We start from the raw sequence: 21,085 nt of genomic DNA on the forward strand, positions 1-21,085 counted from the left end.
TTGAAGGGTGAAATATAATATTAGCTTCGTTAAAAATTTCTCATTTAGAACAACTAAATAGCAAAATTTTTGCCTTGCCACTAAAGCTATTTCCCCGCTTCAAGATAGATCATTTACTTAATACAACTGGTATAAAGACTAAACCCAGAGCGGGTTACAGAAAAAGATTTATAGCGCTAACAAAAATGTGTGGCTATTTGGCCACACACTTTACGTCTACTGTTAAGTCATTCTGGTAAGGTCTTGGCTCTAATGGCATCTTATCAAAGCCTTGGACGCCACCGAGTAATGTCAATTGTGGGTTACTACCTTGGCATAAGCGTTTGGCATGGCGCAGCAAAAAAACGCTTTGTTGCCTAAAATGCGCATAACTATCTGGCTTAATTGCCAGTCGAAAGTGGTCATCGTTATACGTGGTTTGCTCATAATGTACTTTATGGTCAAAGTCATAAAGTTTTTCAGGTTCGCCTCTTGGAACCGGTGTGTATTGGCACGCTGAGAGCAATGTTACGCTTACAATTAGGGAACTTAGCTTTAATGAATTTAGTCTCAATGATAACTTACGCATAACCATCCTTTTAGTCTGCTACATTACTAGTATATCACATGGGAGTTTAGTCACTTGCTTAACCAACTTAAAAAACTATTTCAAAGTTTGCAGGAGTCGTCACCGAGACAAGAAATCGACTTTAATACCGCGCTTGCTGCATTACTGGTCGAAGTGATGCGAGCGGACGGCAAACTACAACAGTCGGAATTCGATAAAATTGCGGAGTTACTCAAAACACGTTGTGAATTGCCTGAACCACAAGTCAGTGCACTGATAACACAAGCGCAGCAATTGGTGGAACAGGCAGTAGATATGTATTCTTTTGCCAAGCAAGTGAACAATCACACCAGCGACATTGAGCGCATCGAGGTCATTGAGCTGTTGTGGCACGTTGCTTATGCTGATGGTGAGTTAGACAGTCATGAAGACCATATAATTCGGAAAATAGCCGGGCTGTTTTATGTTGCCCACCCTGATTTCATTGCTGCGAAGCTACGAGTACAACAATCAGCTAGTGTATAATCCTCTATTCTAGTGAGCTAAAAACTCCTTTTGGCAGCTGTGTACAGCCTCTTTTATCATAAAGTTAACCAAGGTTGGTGAGATTTTATAAAGCTTCGCAATTTCTTTTTGTTTGAATCGACCAGTACGATAAAAGCTAATGATATTTTGATGGCGAGTTGACAGTTTTTGGATTGTTGAGTCCATGCGTCTATCCAGTTGCGCCGACTCGACTTTGTTTTCGATATCTGAATCTGTGTCTGACATGTACTCTACATGCGTTGCCTCAAGGGCAACTAAGCTTTCTCGACTTTGCTTTCTAAGCATATCGATTGCAATATTCCTAGCCACTTGGAAGCAGAAACTCGTTGTGTTATTGATTTGCGCATTTTGTGTATGTGACATGCTGCTAAGACGGATAAAAGTGTCCTGTAACGCATCTTCGGCAAGATAGGGGCATTTTAAGATACTGTTGAGATACGCGAGTACCTTCCCTTTGTTGTCTGAAATAACGTTAGCCCACTTGATAGCAAACTTGGACACAGATCACACTCCTATGTTAATTATATTTTACCATTGCAAATGAAAACACTTATCATTTGCTGTGCGATCTTATTTTCTGTTATGGGTTCATGTCAAGTTAAATTAATACTTTTACGCAATTTTTTGCACCATATATTAACATTATATTGTCATTACAATTACTGAGAAAGTTGCTAGCAGATTACGGTCAACATGGGCTTTATCTCTACAAGGTGAGCTTGGTGCTCTCTAACAATGGAAGTGGTTAAGTTAACAAAATGAAAACTAACTGTGTGACTGTTCGTTAGGGAGCGGTAATCACAATGTGCTTTGTTGGGTGCTTGGAAAAAAGAGTCGGCTTTGAGCTGCTCTTAATATTGATGGTGTTGGTATGATGTTAAAGGGATATCTGTCTTGTATAAGAGCAACCTGAGCAATCTACTTTTATTAAAATTAACTCACACCGAAAAGTCAGATAAGTTACCCTGTATTTGATAACAATCAAACTCGGTCATGAGCATGAAAGTATTCGAAAAAATTTATCATAGAGCTGCCGAGCGCAAAGGCTCTGAGGCGGCGCTAAAAGCTAAGCTTAACCAACCATTGAGTGCCGAATCACTATTGGCATTAAGTGATGATCAATGGCTAGAAGAATTTACTCGCAAGATTTTCCAGAGCGGGTTTTATTGGGCGGTGGTTGATAATAAGTGGGATGGCTTTAGAGAAGTATTTTGGCAATTCTCAATTGAGAAGTTGCTTATGATGTCACCTGAAATGTATGAGCAACGTAGTCAGGATGAACGGATCATTCGTAATGCTAAAAAGGTAAAAAGTATCGCTGACAATTGCCATATGATTTTTGCAGTGCAACAACAGTATGGTCGCTTTAGTGATTTCGTCGCACACTGGCCTGAAGACAATATCGTAGGTCTGTGGCTGTACTTGAAAAAGCATGGTTCGAGACTCGGTGGGAATACTGGGCCTTACGCACTTCGTGTGTTAGGTAAAGATACGTTTTTACTGAGTAAAGACGTCGAAACGGTGCTACGTGCCGAGAAGATCATAGACGGAGGCTTACAAAGTCAGAAGTCACTGCAATCGGCGCAGCAGTTTTTCAATGAAATGCGTCAATATAGCGGGCTTAGCTTACAAGAGTTAAGCCAAATTGTGTCAATGAGTGTTGGTGATAATATTCGCTAGGCGCTAAAAATAGAGATGATCGCATGGTATTTTTTCAGCCCTATCAGGGTTCTGCTCTGCTCTTTAAGGAGCAACCAGCAAGATTTAATCAGCCCACATTACTACTATCTAATACGCCGTTGCTAGTTAAGCTTGAGCTAAAGGAATACGACACCACAGCGCTTGCTGAGCTGTTAAGTGGTCAGCGCCCTTTAGGCAATATTGAACCTACGAGCTTAGCCTACAGTGGTCATCAGTTTGGGCAATTTAACCCGTTACTTGGTGATGGCCGAGCGCATTTAATTGGCGGGGTGAAGCTCGATGACGGACGTCAATACGACCTGCACTTGAAAGGCTCTGGAGCGACGCGATTTTCTCGCGGTGGTGATGGCTTTTGTGCGCTAGGACCTGCGGTACGTGAGTTTATAATGAGCCAAGCTATGGTTGGCTTGGGGGTTCCAACTACGGAATGCCTAGCTGTTGTAACCACTGGACACCATGTTTATCGTCAAGGTGAAGTACCTGGCGCAGTTGTATGTCGTGTGGCAAAAAGTCATATCCGCATCGGTACCTTGCAATATCTGGCTACACAGCAAGATAAAGATGAGCTATGGAGCCTACTTAACTTGCTGGGCGAGCAATTATTTGAGGGATTTAAAGTTGAGACCGAACAGGATGTACTCGAATTGTTTCGTGAAGTGTGTGAGCAGTTGGTTGACTTAGTCGTCGAGTGGATGCGGGTTGGCTTTATTCATGGCGTGATGAATACCGACAATATTTTACTCAGTGGTGAAACGATAGACTTTGGCCCTTGTGCAATGATGGAAAAGTTTGATTTTAACGCCGTGTTTAGCTCTATCGACCGCCAAGGCCGCTATGCGTTTGGTAATCAGCCAAACATCATGAATTGGAACTGTGCGCGACTTGCCGAGGCCTTATTGGTGTTATGGCAGGATGAGCAAGCGGGAATTGAAGCATTTAGTCAAATTTTGGCGGAGTTTTCTGAATCGTTTAATCGCAAGTACAAAGATATGTGGGCGGCTAAGCTTGGTATTGATGAATGGAGCGACGCAGACGACATTCTCCTTAGTGATTTACTCAAGTTGATGACGGAGCACGAACTAGACTTTACCAATACCTTTGCGGCACTAACTAATAGCTTGCTTGGTCATCCAAACAAAGCTTTATCCGTGCCAACGGAGTTGGAGAGCTGGCAGCGACAATGGGCGCAAAGGCGTGCTCTCGATGACGTTGCGGCTAACTTGATGAGCCAAGCTAACCCGATACTTATCCCCCGTAATGCGTTGGTGGAGGCTGAGATTGCACTATTTAATCGCCAAGGCATGAGCCAAACGCTAGAGGATTGGCTAACTGCGTTGACGTCGCCCTATGATTACAAAGACTATCCTGAATCGTGGATCAGCGCGTCTACACCGGCCCACTATCAAACTTTTTGTGGAACCTAAATGGCAGAACAGCAGCTTTCTTGGCAAGAAATTAAACGTAAAGTCCTTGAGCACAAACGGCCGCTTATTAAGGCACATATCATCGCCTTGTTTGCCGCGTTGGTGAGTGTCCCTATCCCTTTGATGATGCCGTTGCTGGTCGATGAAGTCTTACTAGACACACCAGGTAGAGCAGTGGCTTGGATGAACTCGGTATTGCCCGAGCAATGGCATGGCCCCAGTGGCTATATCGTGGTTATTTTGTTGGCTGTAATAACCATGCGCTTGGCCAGCTTGGTGCTAGGGGTGATGCAGTCACGCCAGTTTACTATTATTGGCAAGGACATTAGTTATCAAATCCGTGAGCGCTTACTTACGCATTTACCTAAAGTTCAACTTAAGGAGTACGAAAGCCAAGGTGGTGCAGCAATTAGCTCTCGCTGTATTACCGATGTGGAAACCTTGGATAAATTTATCAGCCAAACCTTGTCACGCTTTTTAATCGGTTTACTCACAATCATTGGCACTGCGGTGATTTTGCTTTGGATTGATTGGATGTTGGGACTGGTGATCCTGTTGCTCAATCCGGCGGTCATCTATTTTTCTCGGCAGTTTGGCAAACATGTTAAAGAGCTGAAAAAGGAAGAGAATGCTGCATTTGAGGCACTACAAACCTCACTAGTCGAGACGCTAGATGCTATTTCTCAACTAAAAGCCGTTCGTCGAGAGGGTAACTACTTTGCACAAGTTAAAGTAGCTGCCAAAGATCTCAAACATTACGCGGTGCAGTCACAATGGAAAACGGATGCGGTTAACCGCTTAAGTTTTACCGTGTTTTTGGTGGGGTTCGAGTTTTTCCGTGCTGTCGCTATGTTTATGGTGGTGTTTTCTGATTTAACGGTCGGCCAGATATTTGCGGTATTTGGTTACCTTTGGTTCATGATGGGGCCTGTGCAGGAAATTCTTGGTATTCAATATGCGTACTATGGTGCCTCGGCGGCACTTAGTAGGTTAAATCAGGTTTTTAATTTTGCGACAGAAGCACAATATCCCGCTACGAAAACCGTCTTTGATTCATCTCAGGTTGATATCAAATTTGCCAATATAGACTTCGCTTACGTTGCAGAGCAACCCGTGCTCAAACAGGTATCTTTGCATATTCCAGCAGGGAAGAAAGTAGCGTTAGTAGCGGTGTCTGGAGGTGGTAAATCCACTTTGGTGCAATTGCTTTTGGGATTGTATGAAAAACAAGGCGGCGAGATTCATATAAATGACACGCCAGTAGAGCAGATTGGATACGAAGCTGTGCGAGATAATATAGTGACTGTACTGCAGCAGCCGATACTCTTTAATACCAGCATCCGTGAAAATCTAGCAATGGGAAGAGAGGTATCTGACAAAATACTGTGGCAGGCACTCCGAGTTGCAGAGCTAGCCGATACCGTACTTGCGCTAGCCGACAAGTTAGATGCGCAAGTCGGTCGCAACGGGATTAAATTGTCCGGAGGACAGAAGCAAAGGTTAGCCATTGCTAGAATGGTTGTTGCCGATCCTAAAGTGGTGGTGCTGGATGAAGCGACCTCAGCACTTGATATTGAGACTGAGGCAAAAATTCATCGCAATTTACAAGCGTTTTTGGCAGACAGAACGACTTTGATTATTGCACATCGACTGAGCGCAATAAAACAAGCCGACTTAATTTATGTGTTAGATGATGGCGAGGTGTCCCAGTATGGAGAACATAAGGAGTTGTTAAAGGAACAAGGTTTGTACCAAATCTTATTTGGCCATCAAAATTAATTCATAAATAGCAAAAATTCCTTATGTAACGTTAAGTAAACATTAATGGACGAGCTAATATTATCTATGCAACGTAATCAGTAGACGCATTTTCTGGTAGACTATCCGAGTCAATACTCAATGCGTTAACTAACAGAGATGGGAAGGAATGATGAAAATTAAAACTTTGAGCTTACTAGTTGCGATGGCAGTAACAGCCAATGCAAATGCAAACACCACTGAACCTACTGAAGGTGTATATCTTGGTGTATTCGGTGATTACTATGATGCTGACTGGCAAAATCACCGTGATATGGCTGGCTTAGACGTAGAAGAGTCTACTGGTTGGGGTGCTGAAATCGGCTACCGTTTTGATAAATATTGGAGTGGTCGTCTTGAGTATGCAGACATGGATTTTGATCTTGGTGGGATCAGTAATGGTTCACTAGACGCAGAGCGTTATGGTATCGATGGTTTGTATCACTTTGATGGTGGCCCATTCTATGGTCTAGTGGGTATCAAAAAGATGAATCTGGACGTAATTTCAGATAACACTTTTGCTAACGTTGGTGCTGGTGTTCGTCACTACTTCACCGATCACTTGTTCGTGAATGCAGAAGCGGCAGTTTACCAAGGCTTAGAAGCAGGTTTTACTGATGTTGGCGGTAAAATTGGTATCAACTACTCATTCGGTAGCACGGCTAAAACGGAAGAAGTTGCACCTGCTCCGGCACCTGTAGTTGCAGAAGCACCACAAGACAGTGATAAAGACGGTGTAGTGGACAGCGAAGATAAATGTGCCAATACACCAATGACGGATGCTGTTGATGCGTCTGGCTGTACTTTGTACGAGACTAAAGAAGACAAAGTAAGCCTGCTAGTCCGCTTCCCGCATGACGATGCTTCTTTCTCACAGCAATATGTTGATGATATCAACGCGGTTGCTAAGTTCCTGAAAGAGCATAAAAATGCAGATGTTGTGATTGAAGGTCACGCGTCAGCTGTGGGTGATGCGGATTACAACCAGAAGCTTTCTGAGCGCCGCGCGAAAAACGTTGCTGAGAAACTCGTTGATATGGGTGTAGATTCAATGCGTATTACCACGGTTGGTTACGGTGAAGAGCGTTTGAAAAATCCAGCAAACACGCTAAAAGCACATGCGGAAAACCGTCGTGTAGAAGCGCACGTTTCTTCTAAAGAGAAAGTAAAAGTTAAGCGTTAATTTTCAACTTAGCTTATGCAAAAAGGCTCCTTCGGGAGCCTTTTTTAATCCCACCAAGCGTACCTTTTCGCAAAATTAAAATGATTCTCGTTTGACTAATATTCATCAAAATATACTTGTTTCGGTATGCTTATTCATTGTATTTATAGTGACTATAAGGCGAGGTATCGCATGCAAGATTTTCATCTATACTCAAAGACCTTATAATTGTTCATTATATTTTATGGTCAAGGGAATGGTTCAGCCGATTGCATCAATAATCGCAGCCAGATCATTTACTTGTCTGTCCACGTCACCAAGAGGGCAATATTGTGCTTCAAGAATATCGTAAACACGTAGAAGAGCGTGCCGCGCAAGGTATCGTGCCTAAGCCGTTAGACGCGCAGCAAACTGCTGACCTTATCGAATTACTAAAAACTCCACCTGCAGGTGAAGAAGAGTTCATCGTTGATCTATTTATCAATCGTGTACCGCCAGGTGTAGATGATGCCGCTTACGTAAAAGCAGGCTTTTTGGCTGCAGTAGCGAAAGGCGAAGCTGAATCACCACTCATTTCAAAAGAGTATGCAGCTGAACTACTTGGCACTATGCTTGGTGGTTACAACATCGCGCCTATGATCGACCTACTAGACGACGCAGCACTTGCACCTATCGTTGCTAAGGGTTTATCTCATACACTACTGATGTTTGACGCATTCTACGATGTAGAAGAAAAAGCAAAAGCAGGCAATGAGTTTGCTAAGCAAGTGATTGAGTCATGGGCAAATGCAGAATGGTTTCTTGAGAAGCCAGCCGTTGCAGACAAGATTTCAGTGACTGTATTCAAAGTAACGGGTGAGACAAATACAGATGACTTGTCTCCAGCACCAGATGCTTGGTCTCGTCCAGATATCCCATTACACGCACTGGCTATGCTTAAAAACGAGCGTGACGGTATCAACCCTGATAAGCCAGGTGAAGTAGGTCCAATTGCACAACTGGAAGAGCTTAATGGTAAAGGTTTACCGCTAGCGTACGTAGGTGACGTTGTTGGTACAGGCTCATCTCGTAAATCTGCAACTAACTCCGTACTTTGGTTCATGGGTGATGACATTCCATTCGTACCAAACAAGCGCGTTGGCGGTGTGTGTCTAGGTGGTAAAATTGCGCCAATCTTCTTCAATACCATGGAAGATTCAGGTGCACTACCGATTGAGCTTCCAGTTGACGAACTAAATATGGGCGACCAAATCGACATCTTCCCATACGAAGGTGTGGTTAAGCGTCACGGTACTGACGAAGTTATCTCAACGTTCTCACTGAAATCAGACGTAATTCTTGATGAAGTGCGTGCTGGTGGCCGTATTCCATTGATCATCGGTCGTGGTCTAACTGATAAAGCTCGTGCTTCACTAGGCCTAGAAGCTGAAGATATCTTCCGTAAGCCTAAGTTAGTGGCTGATTCTGGTAAAGGCTTTACGCTTGCACAGAAGATGGTTGGTAAAGCATGTAACATGGCAGGTGTACGCCCAGGTCAATACTGTGAGCCAACAATGACAACAGTAGGTTCTCAGGATACTACGGGTCCAATGACGCGTGATGAGCTTAAAGATCTTGCTTGTCTTGGCTTCTCTGCTGACCTTACAATGCAGTCATTCTGTCATACCTCAGCTTATCCTAAGCCAATCGATGTAAACACACACCACACACTTCCTGATTTCATCATGAACCGTGGCGGTGTATCACTACGCCCTGGTGACGGTGTTATCCACTCATGGCTAAACCGTATGCTACTTCCAGATACAGTAGGTACAGGTGGTGACTCACATACTCGTTTCCCGTTAGGTATTTCATTCCCAGCCGGTTCAGGTGCAGTAGCGTTTGCAGCAGCAACGGGCGTAATGCCGTTGGATATGCCTGAGTCAATCCTTGTTCGTTTTAAAGGTGAAATGCAGCCGGGTATCACATTACGTGACCTAGTACACGCTATCCCTTACTATGCAATCCAGCAAGGTCTATTGACGGTTGAGAAAAAAGGTAAGATCAACGAATTCTCTGGTCGCATCCTTGAAATCGAAGGTGTTGAGCATTTAACGGTTGAGCAAGCGTTCGAACTATCTGACGCATCTGCAGAGCGTAGTGCGGCAGGTTGTACTGTTAAGCTTTCACAAGCGTCTATCGAAGAGTACCTAAACTCTAATATCGTGATGCTTAAGTGGATGATCTCTGAAGGCTATGGTGATGTACGTACCATTGAGCGTCGTATCACTAAGATGGAAGAGTGGCTAGCGAATCCTGAGCTAATGACTGCTGACGCGGATGCAGAATACGCGCACACCATTGAGATTGATCTTGCTGATATCAAAGAGCCAATCCTTTGTGCACCAAATGACCCTGATGACGCTCGTCTACTTTCAGCGGTAACTGGTGAGAAGATCGACGAAGTATTCATCGGCTCTTGTATGACTAACATCGGTCACTTCCGTGCAGCTGGTAAACTACTGGATAATTTCGGTGGTCGTCTACCAACGCAACTATGGGTTGCTCCACCAACGAAGATGGACCGCGATCAGTTAACTGACGAAGGTTACTACGGTATTTACGGTCGTGTAGGTGCACGTATCGAAACTCCAGGATGTTCACTATGTATGGGTAACCAGGCACGTGTTGCTGATAAAGCAACGGTTGTTTCTACCTCGACTCGTAACTTCCCTAACCGTTTAGGTACAGGTGCAAACGTATTCCTTGCATCAGCAGAGCTTGCAGCGGTAGCTGCTATTCTTGGTAAACTACCAACACCTGCTGAATATCAAGAGTATGCAGAGAAGATCAATGCAACGGCTGCGGACACTTACCGTTACTTGAACTTCCATAAGATGCCTCAGTACACTAAAAAGGCAGACTCAGTGATCATTCAACAAGCGGTTTAATTACTCGCTCTAGAATACATTGAAAGAAAAAAGCCAGCGCATGCTGGCTTTTTTTATGCACATAAAACGCTCATCTTAAATGGTGTTATCAAGCATTATTTTAAACCTAGATAAGTAATCTATTAAAGTGGCTATAAGTGGGTTTTTATTGCGTTTTGCTTGTTAAAATCCCGTTTTTTTAAACAGTAATTTTCTCTGGTTTTATTAGAATTGTCGGCAAATTCTCATCAATGGGCGAGAGGATCATGACAACAGTAAACAACCAGAATTTATTACAACTACGCTTTTTACCGCAGTCACATATCGACGCAGTTAAGCCTTTCTTCAATCAACTCCCAGATAACCCTTATGCCGATGGTGCATTCAGAAAGCGCCGTTACTCTGTGGTTAAATTCACTGACGGTGAAGTAACATTGCAGCCGACGAAAGCTTTCGTGCAAGACGACTCAATTAATACTTTCCAAGGTAATATTGAGCGTGTTTACGAAAACCTTGAGCAGGACATGTTAAACACCGATGGCTTTAAGCATATGCTTGCTGAATTTAAAGCCATGACGGGAATTGCAGACGATACCAGCATAGAGGTGCATCAGTTTCGCATGTTAGCGATTGAAAGCGATACCCCTCCTGCGCCAGAAGGTGTGCACCAAGATGGCTTTGACCATGTCTGTGTCTGCGGTGTTTCTCACGAAAATATCGCCGGTGGCGAGCTATTGGTATATGAGCACAAAGAAGCTGAGCCCTGTTTCAAAATGGAAATCAAAGATGGTTTATTTGCACTGGTGAATGACCGTGAAGTGTGGCATAACGCAACACCGATGAACAAGCTAGATGCCGAGCAAGTTGGTTATCTAGACTGCTTCGTATTTACAGCCTAAGAGGGTAGTATGGATTTAAATCAAGTGCGTCGTCAGTTCCCTGCGCTTATGCAAAGTATTGGTGGAGCCGCGCCAATTTTCCTTGATGGTCCGGGTGGCTCTCAAGTACCGCAATCCGTGTTGAGCGCGATGTCTGCTTACCTTGGTTATTTTAACTCTAACTTAGGTGGTGCATTTTTCTCAAGCGATAAGACCGTCAGTTTGATGAGTGAAGCGCGCCAAGCGGTTGCGGACTTACTCAATGCGCCAAGTGCAGATCAAATTGTATTTGGTGCCAACATGACTAGCTTAACCTTTAGCTTTAGCCGTGCGCTATCTCGCGAATGGCAAGCAGGTGATGAAGTCATTGTGACCAATGCCGATCACTATTCAAACGTTTCTTCATGGCGTCAAGCTGCCGAAGATAAAGGTGCGACGGTACATGCGGTGCGTATTAATGAAACCGATTGCACGCTTGATCTTGCGCATTTTGAATCACTACTAAATGCCAAGACTAAGTTAGTTGCGGTGACGTATGCATCGAATACAACGGGCTCAATCAACGATATCAAACGCATTGTGGAGCTTGTGCACCAAGTTGGTGCATTGGTATATGTTGATGCTGTGCATTATGCACCTCATGAGCTAATCGATGTACAAGGTTTGGATTGCGACTTCCTTGCGTGCTCTGCTTATAAGTTCTTTGGTCCGCATGTGGGCATTGTTTATGGTAAGCGTGAGCATTTAGAAGGTTTTACTCCGTATAAGGTGGAGCCGGCAAAAGACATTATCCCAGGCCGCTGGGAAACTGGTACGCAGAGTTTCGAAGGACTAGCGGGTGTTGTTGCGGCGATTGACTACATTGCTTCACTTAGCGAGATGAGTGTAGATGCACCACGCCGTGAGAAACTGGTTGAGGCGTTTGCACGCACAAAAGCGCATGAGATGCAGCTTAGCCAGCACTTCTTAACGCGTTTAGCCGAATTTAAAAAGATTAAACTTTTTGGTATCGAGTCACGTGAGCGACTCGCTGAGCGTACACCAACGTTTGCTTTGACATTTGATGGCATCGAGCCACGTACCGTGTCGGAATTCTTAGGTAAAAAGCACATGTGCGTATGGGATGGTAATTTCTACGCCCAAGGGCTTTGCGAGCAGCTAGGGGTGATGGATAAAGGTGGGGTTGTTCGCATCGGTTGTATGCATTACAACACCATAGAAGAACTAGATAGCTTGTTTGATGCATTTAGTGAGTTGTTAGCATAATACAAAGTGGGAGCTACGGCTCCCACTGCTCATTTAGGTTTCTTGCCCTTCAATAAATGCATTGAGCTTAGCAATGCGATGGCTCATACCTTCAATGAGCTTATCTTTGATTTTTTCCCGGATCACATTGGGCAAGCGTGTTAATGCATCTGGGGTTATCGCCAATATGATGCTGTCTTTTAACGCTTGTGCGCTAGTGCTGCGTTCTCGGTTAGTGATAAATGCACCTTCACCTAAAAACTCTCCAGGACCAACTTTACCTAAATCATGGGCCGCATCTTGTTTAAAAATCAAAAACTCACCGCTTAATACAATATACAGGCGATTGTCTTTTTCAAAGCGTTTGAAAGCATGACGCTCTTGTTGCACCAGATATAAGTGACCAAAAGACTCAAGCAATACCTGGCGCTCGGCAAGCGTAAACTCTTTAAAAAACGCTAAGCGATTGATGATCTCTAGTTGTTTAAACAGTGGGACATTTTCAAGTAACTTCATGCAAACTATTCACAAATCAAACTTATTCTTGAATATTGCGTTCTTTTAGCTTTCTGGTCAATGTATTGCGTCCCCAACCTATCTTTAACGCCGCATCTTGCTTATGACCATGACAGGCATTGAGTGCGGATTTGATCAGTCGTGTTTCTAATTGTGCCTGTACATCGGGCCAAATATGGTCTTTTCCTTTACGTAACTCTGAGTCTAACCAAGTTTGGAATGCGTCCAGCCAATTGCCATGCTCTAAGGCGTCAATCTGTTGTGGCTTTTCTAGCTCTTCGGGAAGATCCGCAGGGGTGACAAGTTCACCCGGGGCCATTACCGTTAACCAACGGCAGGTGTTTTCCAATTGTCTAACGTTGCCAGGCCAATGATACGCCTGCATTTTTTGCAGAGCATGTTTGGAGATGATTTTTGGCTCGGCTTTTAGCTCCTTTGCGCTTTTTGCAAGGAAGTGGTCGCACAGGGCGGCGATATCTTCAGGGCGCTCACGTAAGGCTGGAAGTTTTAACCTGACGACATTTAGACGGTGAAACAAGTCTTCACGGAATTTACCTTGCTTGACCAGTGTCTCTAAGTCTTGATGGGTAGCCGCGACGATACGGACATCGACCTTCACACTGTTGTGGCCACCAACCCGATAAAACTCACCATCGGCGAGTACGCGCAATAGGCGAGTTTGTACGTCCAGTGGCATATCACCGATCTCATCTAAAAATAGAGTGCCACCATCGGCTTGCTCAAAGCGGCCACGGCGCATGCTGTCAGCACCGGTAAAAGCGCCTTTTTCATGGCCGAACAACTCAGACTCGACGAGATCTTTGGGGATGGCGGCCATATTGAGCGCGATAAAAGAAGCCTCTTTGCGCGGGCTGTGATTGTGCAGCGCGCCTGCCACAAGCTCTTTACCCGTGCCTGATTCGCCGTTAATCAATACACTCATGCTTGAAGCGGAAAGTTTACCGATGGCGCGGAACACTTCCTGCATCGCTGGGGCTTCACCAATAATGTCGGGGCTATTGGCTTTTTCACTTTGGCGCTTTTGCTTTTTAGTTTGCTGGCCTGCACGAAATGCACGTTGCACAAGGGAAACGGCCTCGTTTAAGTCGAAAGGTTTGGCGAGATATTCAAACGCCCCTTTTTTAAATGCGTTGACCGCAGAATCCAAGTCCGAGTGCGCGGTCATAATGATCACCGGCAAGTTTGGGTAGAGCCCTGCAATTTTATCTAACAAGGCCATGCCATCGATACCTGGCATACGTACATCTGAGATCAGCACTGCGGGTTGCTCATATTCAAGCGCGGTCAATACATCTTGACCACTGGCGAAGCTCTCGGTTTCAAACTCAGCTCGCTTTAATGCCTTTTCTAAAACAAATCGGATTGAAGCGTCATCATCGACTAACCAAACTGATTTCATTGCACGTTTCCTGTTTCGGTGTTGTCAAAGGGAAGGTAGATACTGAACTCAGTGTGTCCTGGCCAACTATCGCATTCGATAAATCCTTGGTGTTGCTCTACCAAAGTTTGCGCGATAGAGAGCCCAAGTCCAGAGCCTCCTTCTTTATTCGTGATCATCGGAAAGAACAATGTCTCTTTTACCTCATCGGCGATCCCTGGACCGTTGTCGCTGATACGGATGAGTAATGCTTTTTTCAATAGTCGCTCACCATGATGAAGACGGTGTTTAATACGCGTTGTTATGGTGATCGTACCGTCATGCTGTAGCGCTTGTTGAGCATTGCGTAGCATATTCAGCAGAACCTGCTGAATTTTGGCTTGATCTATCACGATAGCCGGAATACTGGGATCATAATCTTTTACCAAGGTGATATCGGCATCGCGCTCCAAGGTGGTTAACTTTATCACCGATTCTAACGCCTGATGGATATTACACGGCTCTTTTTGTGGTAACTGATTGGGTCCAAGCAGTTTATCTACCAACTCGCGCAATCTATCTGCTTGCTCAATAATGAGCGTGGCACATTCTTCCCGTTCTTGTTGATCAGTTTCATACTGCAATAATTGCGCCGCACCGCGGATCCCACCAAGTGGATTTTTTATTTCATGGGCAAGACTGCGAATGAGGTTTCGAGCTGCTTGAAATTGGTGCATTTGATTGGATGCTTGGTCATAACGCAGGGCATCATCAACACGGCGACATTCCACTAAAATGAACGCCTCTTCTGCAAGGTAAACTCGTCTGGCATGCAGACTTAGTGTCGCAACACGATTATCTACAAATACCACGTCTACCCTGTGTTGCTGGCAGTCTACACCATCTTGTAGCACGTATTTAGAGAGCCGTGGCAAGTCTATATGATGATGATTAAACACACTATCAACCGCCAGCCCAACAAGCCGTTTAGTGCTGAGTCCCAGTAGTTCACTACTGCTGTAATTGGCATAGTGGATCATTAAATTTTGATCGAGCACTAAAATCGCGGTTGAGAGAGATTGCCAAACTTTATCCAAGTCAATCGAGTTATGTTGATCCATATATGTTCACCGTGCACCAATGTGGTGCAATGAGAATAGCATAGCTTTGCATCCATTGGATTAAATTATTACCTGAGCTCAGAAACTAGGGGTTTTCGAACTCGTATCCTAAACTTGGTATTAATAAAGCATGCCAACTTTAAGGTGCCCACATTATTAATGCTTTGTTTCAAAAAATACATCTAGCTTGTGCTTGCGGGGGGAGCCTTTTTGTCACGTTCTGCATGAGTGGTTGTGACTTTCAAGGCGCTAGGTATGTTACCGAGTATACGGGTTGCTTTCCTCCTCACACCGCTAATTTACATCGGGCTACGAATGGCGAGAAAACCACCCTTACAGGCGTAATGCGGGTCGTTCAACCTAACTGGCGAGATAAATATCTACTGCAAACAAAGGCTGAAGTCTACTATCAAATCCAGGTGGGTGAGCAAAGGTTGTGGATTGAACACAACGAAATGTCGAGTTTGGCCTCCTCAATAGCAGGAGGGATGAGTATGGTGTGTTTGCAACTACTGGTTAAAAGTCAGTGTAGGTAAGCAATATCGCTCTAATTATTCACGGTATTGCGGTGCAAAAAGAACTTATGAGCATCGCTTTGGGCGACTAACATACCTTTTTGATTAAACACTTTCATAACCAAAGAGTGCTCGCCACGATTGATACCACGCAAAGAAAACTGAGTATTACTTTGTTTTGGCCCTGTGGCTGTTCCGTTGAGAAAGAGTTGCACGCTTAGTCCTTGGGTAAATCTTGGCTCTATGGTGCCAGTTACGTATACACTGCCACTATTATCACGGATTGTTTGCTCATGCTCAGGAGAAGTGATTTTAGCTGTATATTGAATCGTTGGTGTTGTATCCGTTTGTTCGAGAATTTTAGTATCAACACTTGGCATGGTTAAAGCGCTGGCGTTGAGTTTGACTTCTTTTGAACCTGGTTGCGGTACATCCGAATAGACCCAATGGCCGTTTTTGTCTTTCCAGCGATAGATTTTTGGATTGGACTCTGCTGCAGCATCAATGCTTGTTAGGGTTAGCGTCATGCTAACCGACATTATAAGAAACCACTGACGCACCACAACTCTCCACAGTAAACTACTGTTCATACTTTAGTATAGTGTTGTTGGAATTGCGAGTTACAAATGAGTAACTCCGATAATAAATTTATTCGAGATATTTAATTTAACCTTTTGAATTAAATTAAAAAAGCCCGTAATTACGGACTTGAGAACACATATGATTAAGAGTGCCAGAAACGCATAATGAGTTTTGGCTCTACAAGCTCAATACCGCGGTACTGAGCGTAGTAGTCTGTTAGCGATTAAACGCTGTAGTACATTTCGAACTCAACTGGGTGAGTTGTCATGTTTAATTTTTCAACTTCTTTCGACTTAAGTGTGATGTACGCATCGATTAGGTCGTCAGTGAATACGCCACCTTGAGTTAAGAACTCACGGTCAGCATCTAGAGAAGCAAGCGCTTCGTCAAGTGATGCTGCAACTGTTGGGATTTCTGCTGCTTCTTCCGCTGGTAGGTCGTACAAATCTTTGTCCATTGCATCGCCAGGGTGGATCTTGTTGCGGATACCGTCAAGACCAGCCATCAACTGCGCTGCGAAAGCTAGGTATGGGTTAGCCGCAGGATCTGGGAAGCGTACTTCGATACGACGACCCTTTTCTGATGGGATCACCGGGATACGGATTGATGCTGAGCGGTTACGTGCTGAGTATGCAAGCATAACTGGCGCTTCAAACCCTGGTACTAGACGCTTATAAGAGTTTGTTGCTGGGTTAGTGAATGCATTGATTGCTTTAGCATGCTTAATGATACCACCAATGTAGTAAAGCGCTTCTTCAGATAGACCGCCGTACTTGTCGCCTGCGAAGATGTTCTTGCCGTCTTTAGCAAGTGATTGGTGGCAATGCATGCCTGAACCGTTATCACCAACGATTGGCTTAGGCATAAAGGTTGCTGTCTTACCGTATAGGTGAGCCATGTTGTGGATAACGTACTTCATCTCTTGGATTTCGTCTGCTTTAGTTACCATAGTATTAAAGCGAGTCGCAATCTCATTTTGACCAGCAGTTGCTACTTCGTGGTGGTGCGCTTCAACAACGTGGCCCATCTCTTCAAGTACTAAACAAGTAGCTGCACGCCAATCATTAGACGAATCTACCGGTGCTACTGGGAAGTAACCACCTTTTACGCCAGGACGGTGACCTGTGTTACCACCTTCGTAGTCTTTGTCTGAGTTCCAAGCCGCTTCTTCAGCATCAATTTTGTACATTGAGCCAGACATGTCAGTTTTAAATTTAACATCGTCAAACAAGAAGAACTCTGGCTCAGGACCGAATAATACGGTGTCTGCAATACCCGTTGAACGCATGAACTCTTCAGCGCGTTTAGCTACTGAACGTGGGTCACGCTCGTAACCTTGGTGTGTGTTTGGTTCAACCACGTCACAACGGACGATAAGGGTTGTTTCTTCTGCGAACGGGTCTAGCTTAGCACTTTCTGCGTCAGGCATAAGTACCATGTCAGATTCGTTGATGCCTTTCCAACCAGCGATAGATGAGCCATCAAACATTTTGCCGTCTTCAAAGAAGTCTTCATCGGCTTGATGATGCGGGATCGATACGTGTTGTTCTTTACCTTTTGTATCTGTGAAACGTAAGTCAACAAATTTTACGTCGTGCTCTTTAATAAAATCTAAAACCGATTGTGACATGTGTCCTCCGACTCGTTGGGTTATTTTTTGCTGCAATGTACTGCAATTGCACCTTGATAAGCGTTAATCGTGCCAATTGTTTAACTGTTTGATTTTTAGTGATTTATTTAAATTCACTGATCTGTGAACGGATGTTTTGCACTAAATTGGTGCGTAAGTGTTCCATGGTGGTGCGTAATATTTTTCCTGACAACGACACTTTCCATTTCTGTTGTAGTTGATATTGATTAAATGCTCAAGGTATCAAGATATCGAATAGCTAAAAATTGCTCGAGTATATTCAGTTGTCTGCACTAATGGTGGTCTGGTATTGAGCAGAAAATTGAAATTAATTTCTAAATTTATAGAAAAAATACATTCTAAATATTGCATATAAAGCACCTTTCTTTAGGTATTTAATCGAAACTTTTCTTTGCTCATTAACTGCTTCTTAGATTAATTTTTACATCTTTTGTTTATATACGCTAACACCAAAGAGCCCGCATTTTATAGGCGACTTTTTGTTCACCATTTATTTGTCTGTATTTAGGTGAATGATACTGCATGTGAGGAAGTTGTATGTACATTATGCAATTTTGTATTTCTCAATTGTGTCCTGTGTGTTAATTGTGTTAATCGAGTTAATTTTTGTTTTGTTTTTTGTGTTGATCGGTTTCATTTTTTGGGTACTATGTACCTGATATTAATAAGTTGAGTCTAATGTTAAAGGGGCTACTTGATGCACTCTAATAGGCTAAATTTTCGTTTGTTACTGTTGATATGCAAGGAAGAAGTAAGGTGTTTTCTCGAGAGTCATTAGCATTAAGATTTGTTATTTTAGTATTTATTCCCCTCATTATAATCATCTCTTATTTTTACTTAGACGAGAGAGAAACTTTACCTCTGGATAATATAACATTAAGCGATAGCGCTTTGAGTAACAAAGTGAGTATCTCTAGAGATAAGTACGGAGTTCCAAATATAAGCGCGAAAAGTGATCATGATGCTTTTTTCGCTATGGGATATGTTCAAGCTCAAGATCGGCTTTGGCAAATGGAGTTACAGCGCCGATTAATTAAAGGTACTTTGAGTGAGGTCTTTGGAGCATCAACAATTGAGCGTGATAAATATATGCGTACTTTGGGGCTTGCTGATGCTGCAAAAGAGGCGCTAAAAAGTTTAGGGAAGCGGGAAAAAGGCATCTTAGTTGCCTTCTCTGAAGGAGTGAATGCGTATATCAGAGATTCTGAAAACCTACCAATTGAGTTTAGGGTTTTTGGTGTCGTTGCTTCAAATTGGTCTCCTGAAGATTCATTAATGGTAGGTAAGCTACTTTCTTACTCTCTGAGTTTTGCTGCTAATTATGAACGCGCCAGAGTACAAGCTGCCGCTAAATTACCAGTGGACTATTTACACTCAATCTATCCAGAGCTTAATGATCAGCAATCTTTATCAGAGGATATATCACGTGTCGCTAAATTGGATGAGACGTTAAGCCAGTTAGCGAGTATCGAAGAAGCTTTATTGCTAGAGCATGGGATTGGAGGCAAATTTGCCGGGAGTAACGCTTGGGCAATTTCTGGGGAGTTAAGTGCTTCGGGCGATGCGATGTTGGCGAATGATCCTCATCTCTCTTTCCAAATGCCTTCATTATGGTATCGAGCGTCTTTGTTAGGCGGCGAAGTAAACGCATCAGGTATGACCATTCCAGGATTGCCTGTAATTGTATTTGGACATAATGCTCATATTGCTTGGGGCGGTACTAACATGCCCGCGGATACGCAAGATTTGGTCATAGTGGACCTTAATCGAGGAGGGAATTCTGCAGGAGAGAAAATTGTTCAAAGGGTAGAGGAGATCGCGGTTAAGGCTGACTTCCCAGCTCAATTTAGAAAAGCCCCAGAGACTATAAAACATACGGTTGCACAATCAAAATATGGGCCTATTCTAGATTATAGTGCTGGCGCGTCTCATGGGTATGCACTGAGATGGACAGCTTTAAATGACAGTGATACTTCTATTTCTGCCTTGATCGACCTGAATTATGCTTCTAATTGGGAAGAGTTCAGGAATGCGCTCCAGCTTCTTATCACGCCGACAATCAATTTTGTTTATGCAGATCGCCTAGGCAATATAGGCCTCAATAGCGCGGGTAAAGTTCCGCTTCGCAAAAAACATTCTGGAGCCATACCTGTTAATCAGTATGAGTTTGAATGGACTGGGTACATTCCTTGGGAAAGTATGCCAACGGAATTCAACCCTAAAAAAGGCTATATCATTAATGCCAACCAAAAACATGTCTCTGAGGATTATCCTTACTTCATTTCTATGGACTGGGCTCCTTCATATAGAGCGGAACGTATAGCATCTCTTATAGAAGGTGAGTTAAAGCGAGGACACAAACTTTCCATCGATACTTTCCGGAGTATTCAAGGTGATGTACTTGACTTAGGAGCGATAGATCTACTCAACCTTCTTAGAAATGACTATCCAAATCTGAAGCCTTTACTTGGTGAACTACTACATTGGGACGGAGATTATAAATCTGACCCTGACGTTGGTGCTATATACCAAGTCATGATCAGAAATTTAAAAGTCAAATTATTCCATTCACAAAGTCTTGCTACACAATTTGGTGGCGGGCTAACCGCATCTAGTCTAACCGACAAACAGTTATTGCTCGCCTTACAAGACCATGAATTATGGTGTTCTGACACTTCAGAAAAATGTACAGATGAAATTAGGGATTCCTATCAAGCGACTTTAGTTGAACTTGAGCGTAAGTTTGGCGCTAGGCCGTGGTCATGGGGAGAGCTTGCGCCGAGAACTTTCGCGCATCAACCCTTTAGTGAAGCGGACTTTTCGAGACGAATTTTTGAGCGGCAGATCACTGGAGCTGGTTCATTAGATACCGTGAATGCCGCCGGTTATCGGTTTGATAGTGCTGATGGATATGAGCAGATATTTGGTGCTGGGTTTCGCCAAATTATGGTGTCGAGTAAGCAGGAAGGGTTTAAGTCTTGGTACATCAATTCAACGGGTCAGTCCGGCAATATCATGAGCCCACACTATGATGACATGATCGACTTATATGAAAGTAATCAATTAGTTACTGAAACACCGCAATAAATATAATAATTAATAAAAAGGAATTG

The 21,085-nt window shown here is 43.6% G+C and carries 16 protein-coding genes; 9 read left to right on the plus strand and 7 right to left on the minus strand.

The features are described from left to right. Positions 1–193: 193 nt before the first annotated feature. Positions 194–568, minus strand: coding sequence for a hypothetical protein (locus DS891_RS22980; protein ID WP_010604314.1), 375 nt, complete (start codon positions 566–568; stop codon positions 194–196). Between the two features lie 54 nt (positions 569–622). Between DS891_RS22980 and DS891_RS22985 the strand changes: the two genes are divergently transcribed. Then, positions 623–1,072, plus strand: coding sequence for a TerB family tellurite resistance protein (locus DS891_RS22985; RefSeq protein ID WP_010604315.1), 450 nt, complete (start codon positions 623–625; stop codon positions 1,070–1,072). A gap of 9 nt (positions 1,073–1,081) precedes the next feature. Here the strand turns inward: DS891_RS22985 and DS891_RS22990 are convergent, their stop codons facing one another. Continuing rightward, entirely contained in the window at positions 1,082–1,594 is a 513-nt protein-coding gene (locus DS891_RS22990; RefSeq protein ID WP_010604316.1) for an RNA polymerase sigma factor, read from the minus strand. A gap of 498 nt (positions 1,595–2,092) precedes the next feature. Between DS891_RS22990 and DS891_RS22995 the strand changes: the two genes are divergently transcribed. From DS891_RS22995 to DS891_RS23025, 7 genes are all read left to right on the plus strand, one after another. After that, a complete protein-coding gene (locus DS891_RS22995; RefSeq protein WP_174171032.1) occupies positions 2,093–2,773 on the plus strand; it encodes a DNA-3-methyladenine glycosylase I in 681 nt (226 codons plus the stop codon). Positions 2,774–2,796: 23 nt separating this feature from the next. Continuing rightward, positions 2,797–4,218, plus strand: coding sequence for a YdiU family protein (locus tag DS891_RS23000; RefSeq protein ID WP_174171033.1), 1,422 nt, complete (start codon positions 2,797–2,799; stop codon positions 4,216–4,218). Beyond that, on the plus strand, positions 4,219–5,997 hold the full coding sequence (locus DS891_RS23005) for an ABC transporter ATP-binding protein (RefSeq protein WP_174171034.1): 1,779 nt from the start codon (positions 4,219–4,221) through the stop codon (positions 5,995–5,997). A gap of 151 nt (positions 5,998–6,148) precedes the next feature. Then, positions 6,149–7,198 (plus strand): OmpA family protein, encoded by a 1,050-nt coding sequence (locus tag DS891_RS23010; protein ID WP_174171045.1) that lies wholly within the window; start codon positions 6,149–6,151, stop codon positions 7,196–7,198. 311 nt (positions 7,199–7,509) lie between these two features. Beyond that, the gene (acnB, locus tag DS891_RS23015; RefSeq protein ID WP_174171035.1) at positions 7,510–10,107 is read left to right on the plus strand and encodes a bifunctional aconitate hydratase 2/2-methylisocitrate dehydratase; all 2,598 of its coding nucleotides are present in this window, start codon (positions 7,510–7,512) and stop codon (positions 10,105–10,107) included. Positions 10,108–10,352: 245 nt separating this feature from the next. Next, positions 10,353–10,985 carry a 2OG-Fe dioxygenase family protein gene (locus tag DS891_RS23020; RefSeq protein WP_010604322.1) on the plus strand — a complete coding sequence of 211 codons (633 nt, stop codon included), beginning with the start codon at positions 10,353–10,355 and terminating at the stop codon, positions 10,983–10,985. A gap of 9 nt (positions 10,986–10,994) precedes the next feature. After that, complete coding sequence (locus DS891_RS23025; protein WP_174171036.1) at positions 10,995–12,230, plus strand: cysteine desulfurase-like protein; 1,236 nt, start codon at positions 10,995–10,997, stop codon at positions 12,228–12,230. 33 nt (positions 12,231–12,263) lie between these two features. On the opposite strand, the gene DS891_RS23030 is transcribed toward DS891_RS23025, so the two are convergent. The 5 genes from DS891_RS23030 to glnA all read right to left on the minus strand — a co-directional run bounded on the left by DS891_RS23030 (position 12,264) and on the right by glnA (position 17,951). Next, positions 12,264–12,725, minus strand: a complete 462-nt coding sequence (locus tag DS891_RS23030; RefSeq protein WP_010374445.1) for a cyclic nucleotide-binding domain-containing protein — start codon at positions 12,723–12,725, stop codon at positions 12,264–12,266. A gap of 22 nt (positions 12,726–12,747) precedes the next feature. Next, positions 12,748–14,145 carry a nitrogen regulation protein NR(I) gene (gene ntrC / locus DS891_RS23035; RefSeq protein ID WP_174171037.1) on the minus strand — a complete coding sequence of 466 codons (1,398 nt, stop codon included), beginning with the start codon at positions 14,143–14,145 and terminating at the stop codon, positions 12,748–12,750. Then, positions 14,142–15,224 carry a nitrogen regulation protein NR(II) gene (glnL, locus tag DS891_RS23040; protein WP_174171038.1) on the minus strand — a complete coding sequence of 361 codons (1,083 nt, stop codon included), beginning with the start codon at positions 15,222–15,224 and terminating at the stop codon, positions 14,142–14,144. The genes ntrC and glnL overlap by 4 nt, the downstream gene beginning before the upstream one ends. A 547-nt stretch (positions 15,225–15,771) precedes the next feature. Beyond that, the gene (locus DS891_RS23045; protein ID WP_010604328.1) at positions 15,772–16,278 is read right to left on the minus strand and encodes a DUF4124 domain-containing protein; all 507 of its coding nucleotides are present in this window, start codon (positions 16,276–16,278) and stop codon (positions 15,772–15,774) included. Positions 16,279–16,544: 266 nt separating this feature from the next. Further along, on the minus strand, positions 16,545–17,951 hold the full coding sequence (gene glnA, locus DS891_RS23050) for a glutamate--ammonia ligase (RefSeq protein ID WP_010604329.1): 1,407 nt from the start codon (positions 17,949–17,951) through the stop codon (positions 16,545–16,547). Between the two features lie 924 nt (positions 17,952–18,875). Between glnA and DS891_RS23055 the strand changes: the two genes are divergently transcribed. Further along, entirely contained in the window at positions 18,876–21,059 is a 2,184-nt protein-coding gene (locus DS891_RS23055; RefSeq protein WP_158299088.1) for a penicillin acylase family protein, read from the plus strand. The last annotated feature ends 26 nt before the right edge of the window (positions 21,060–21,085 follow it).

Origin of the sequence: Pseudoalteromonas sp. JC28 (assembly GCF_013319255.1) — a bacterium.
Classification (GTDB): Bacteria; Pseudomonadota; Gammaproteobacteria; order Enterobacterales; family Alteromonadaceae; genus Pseudoalteromonas.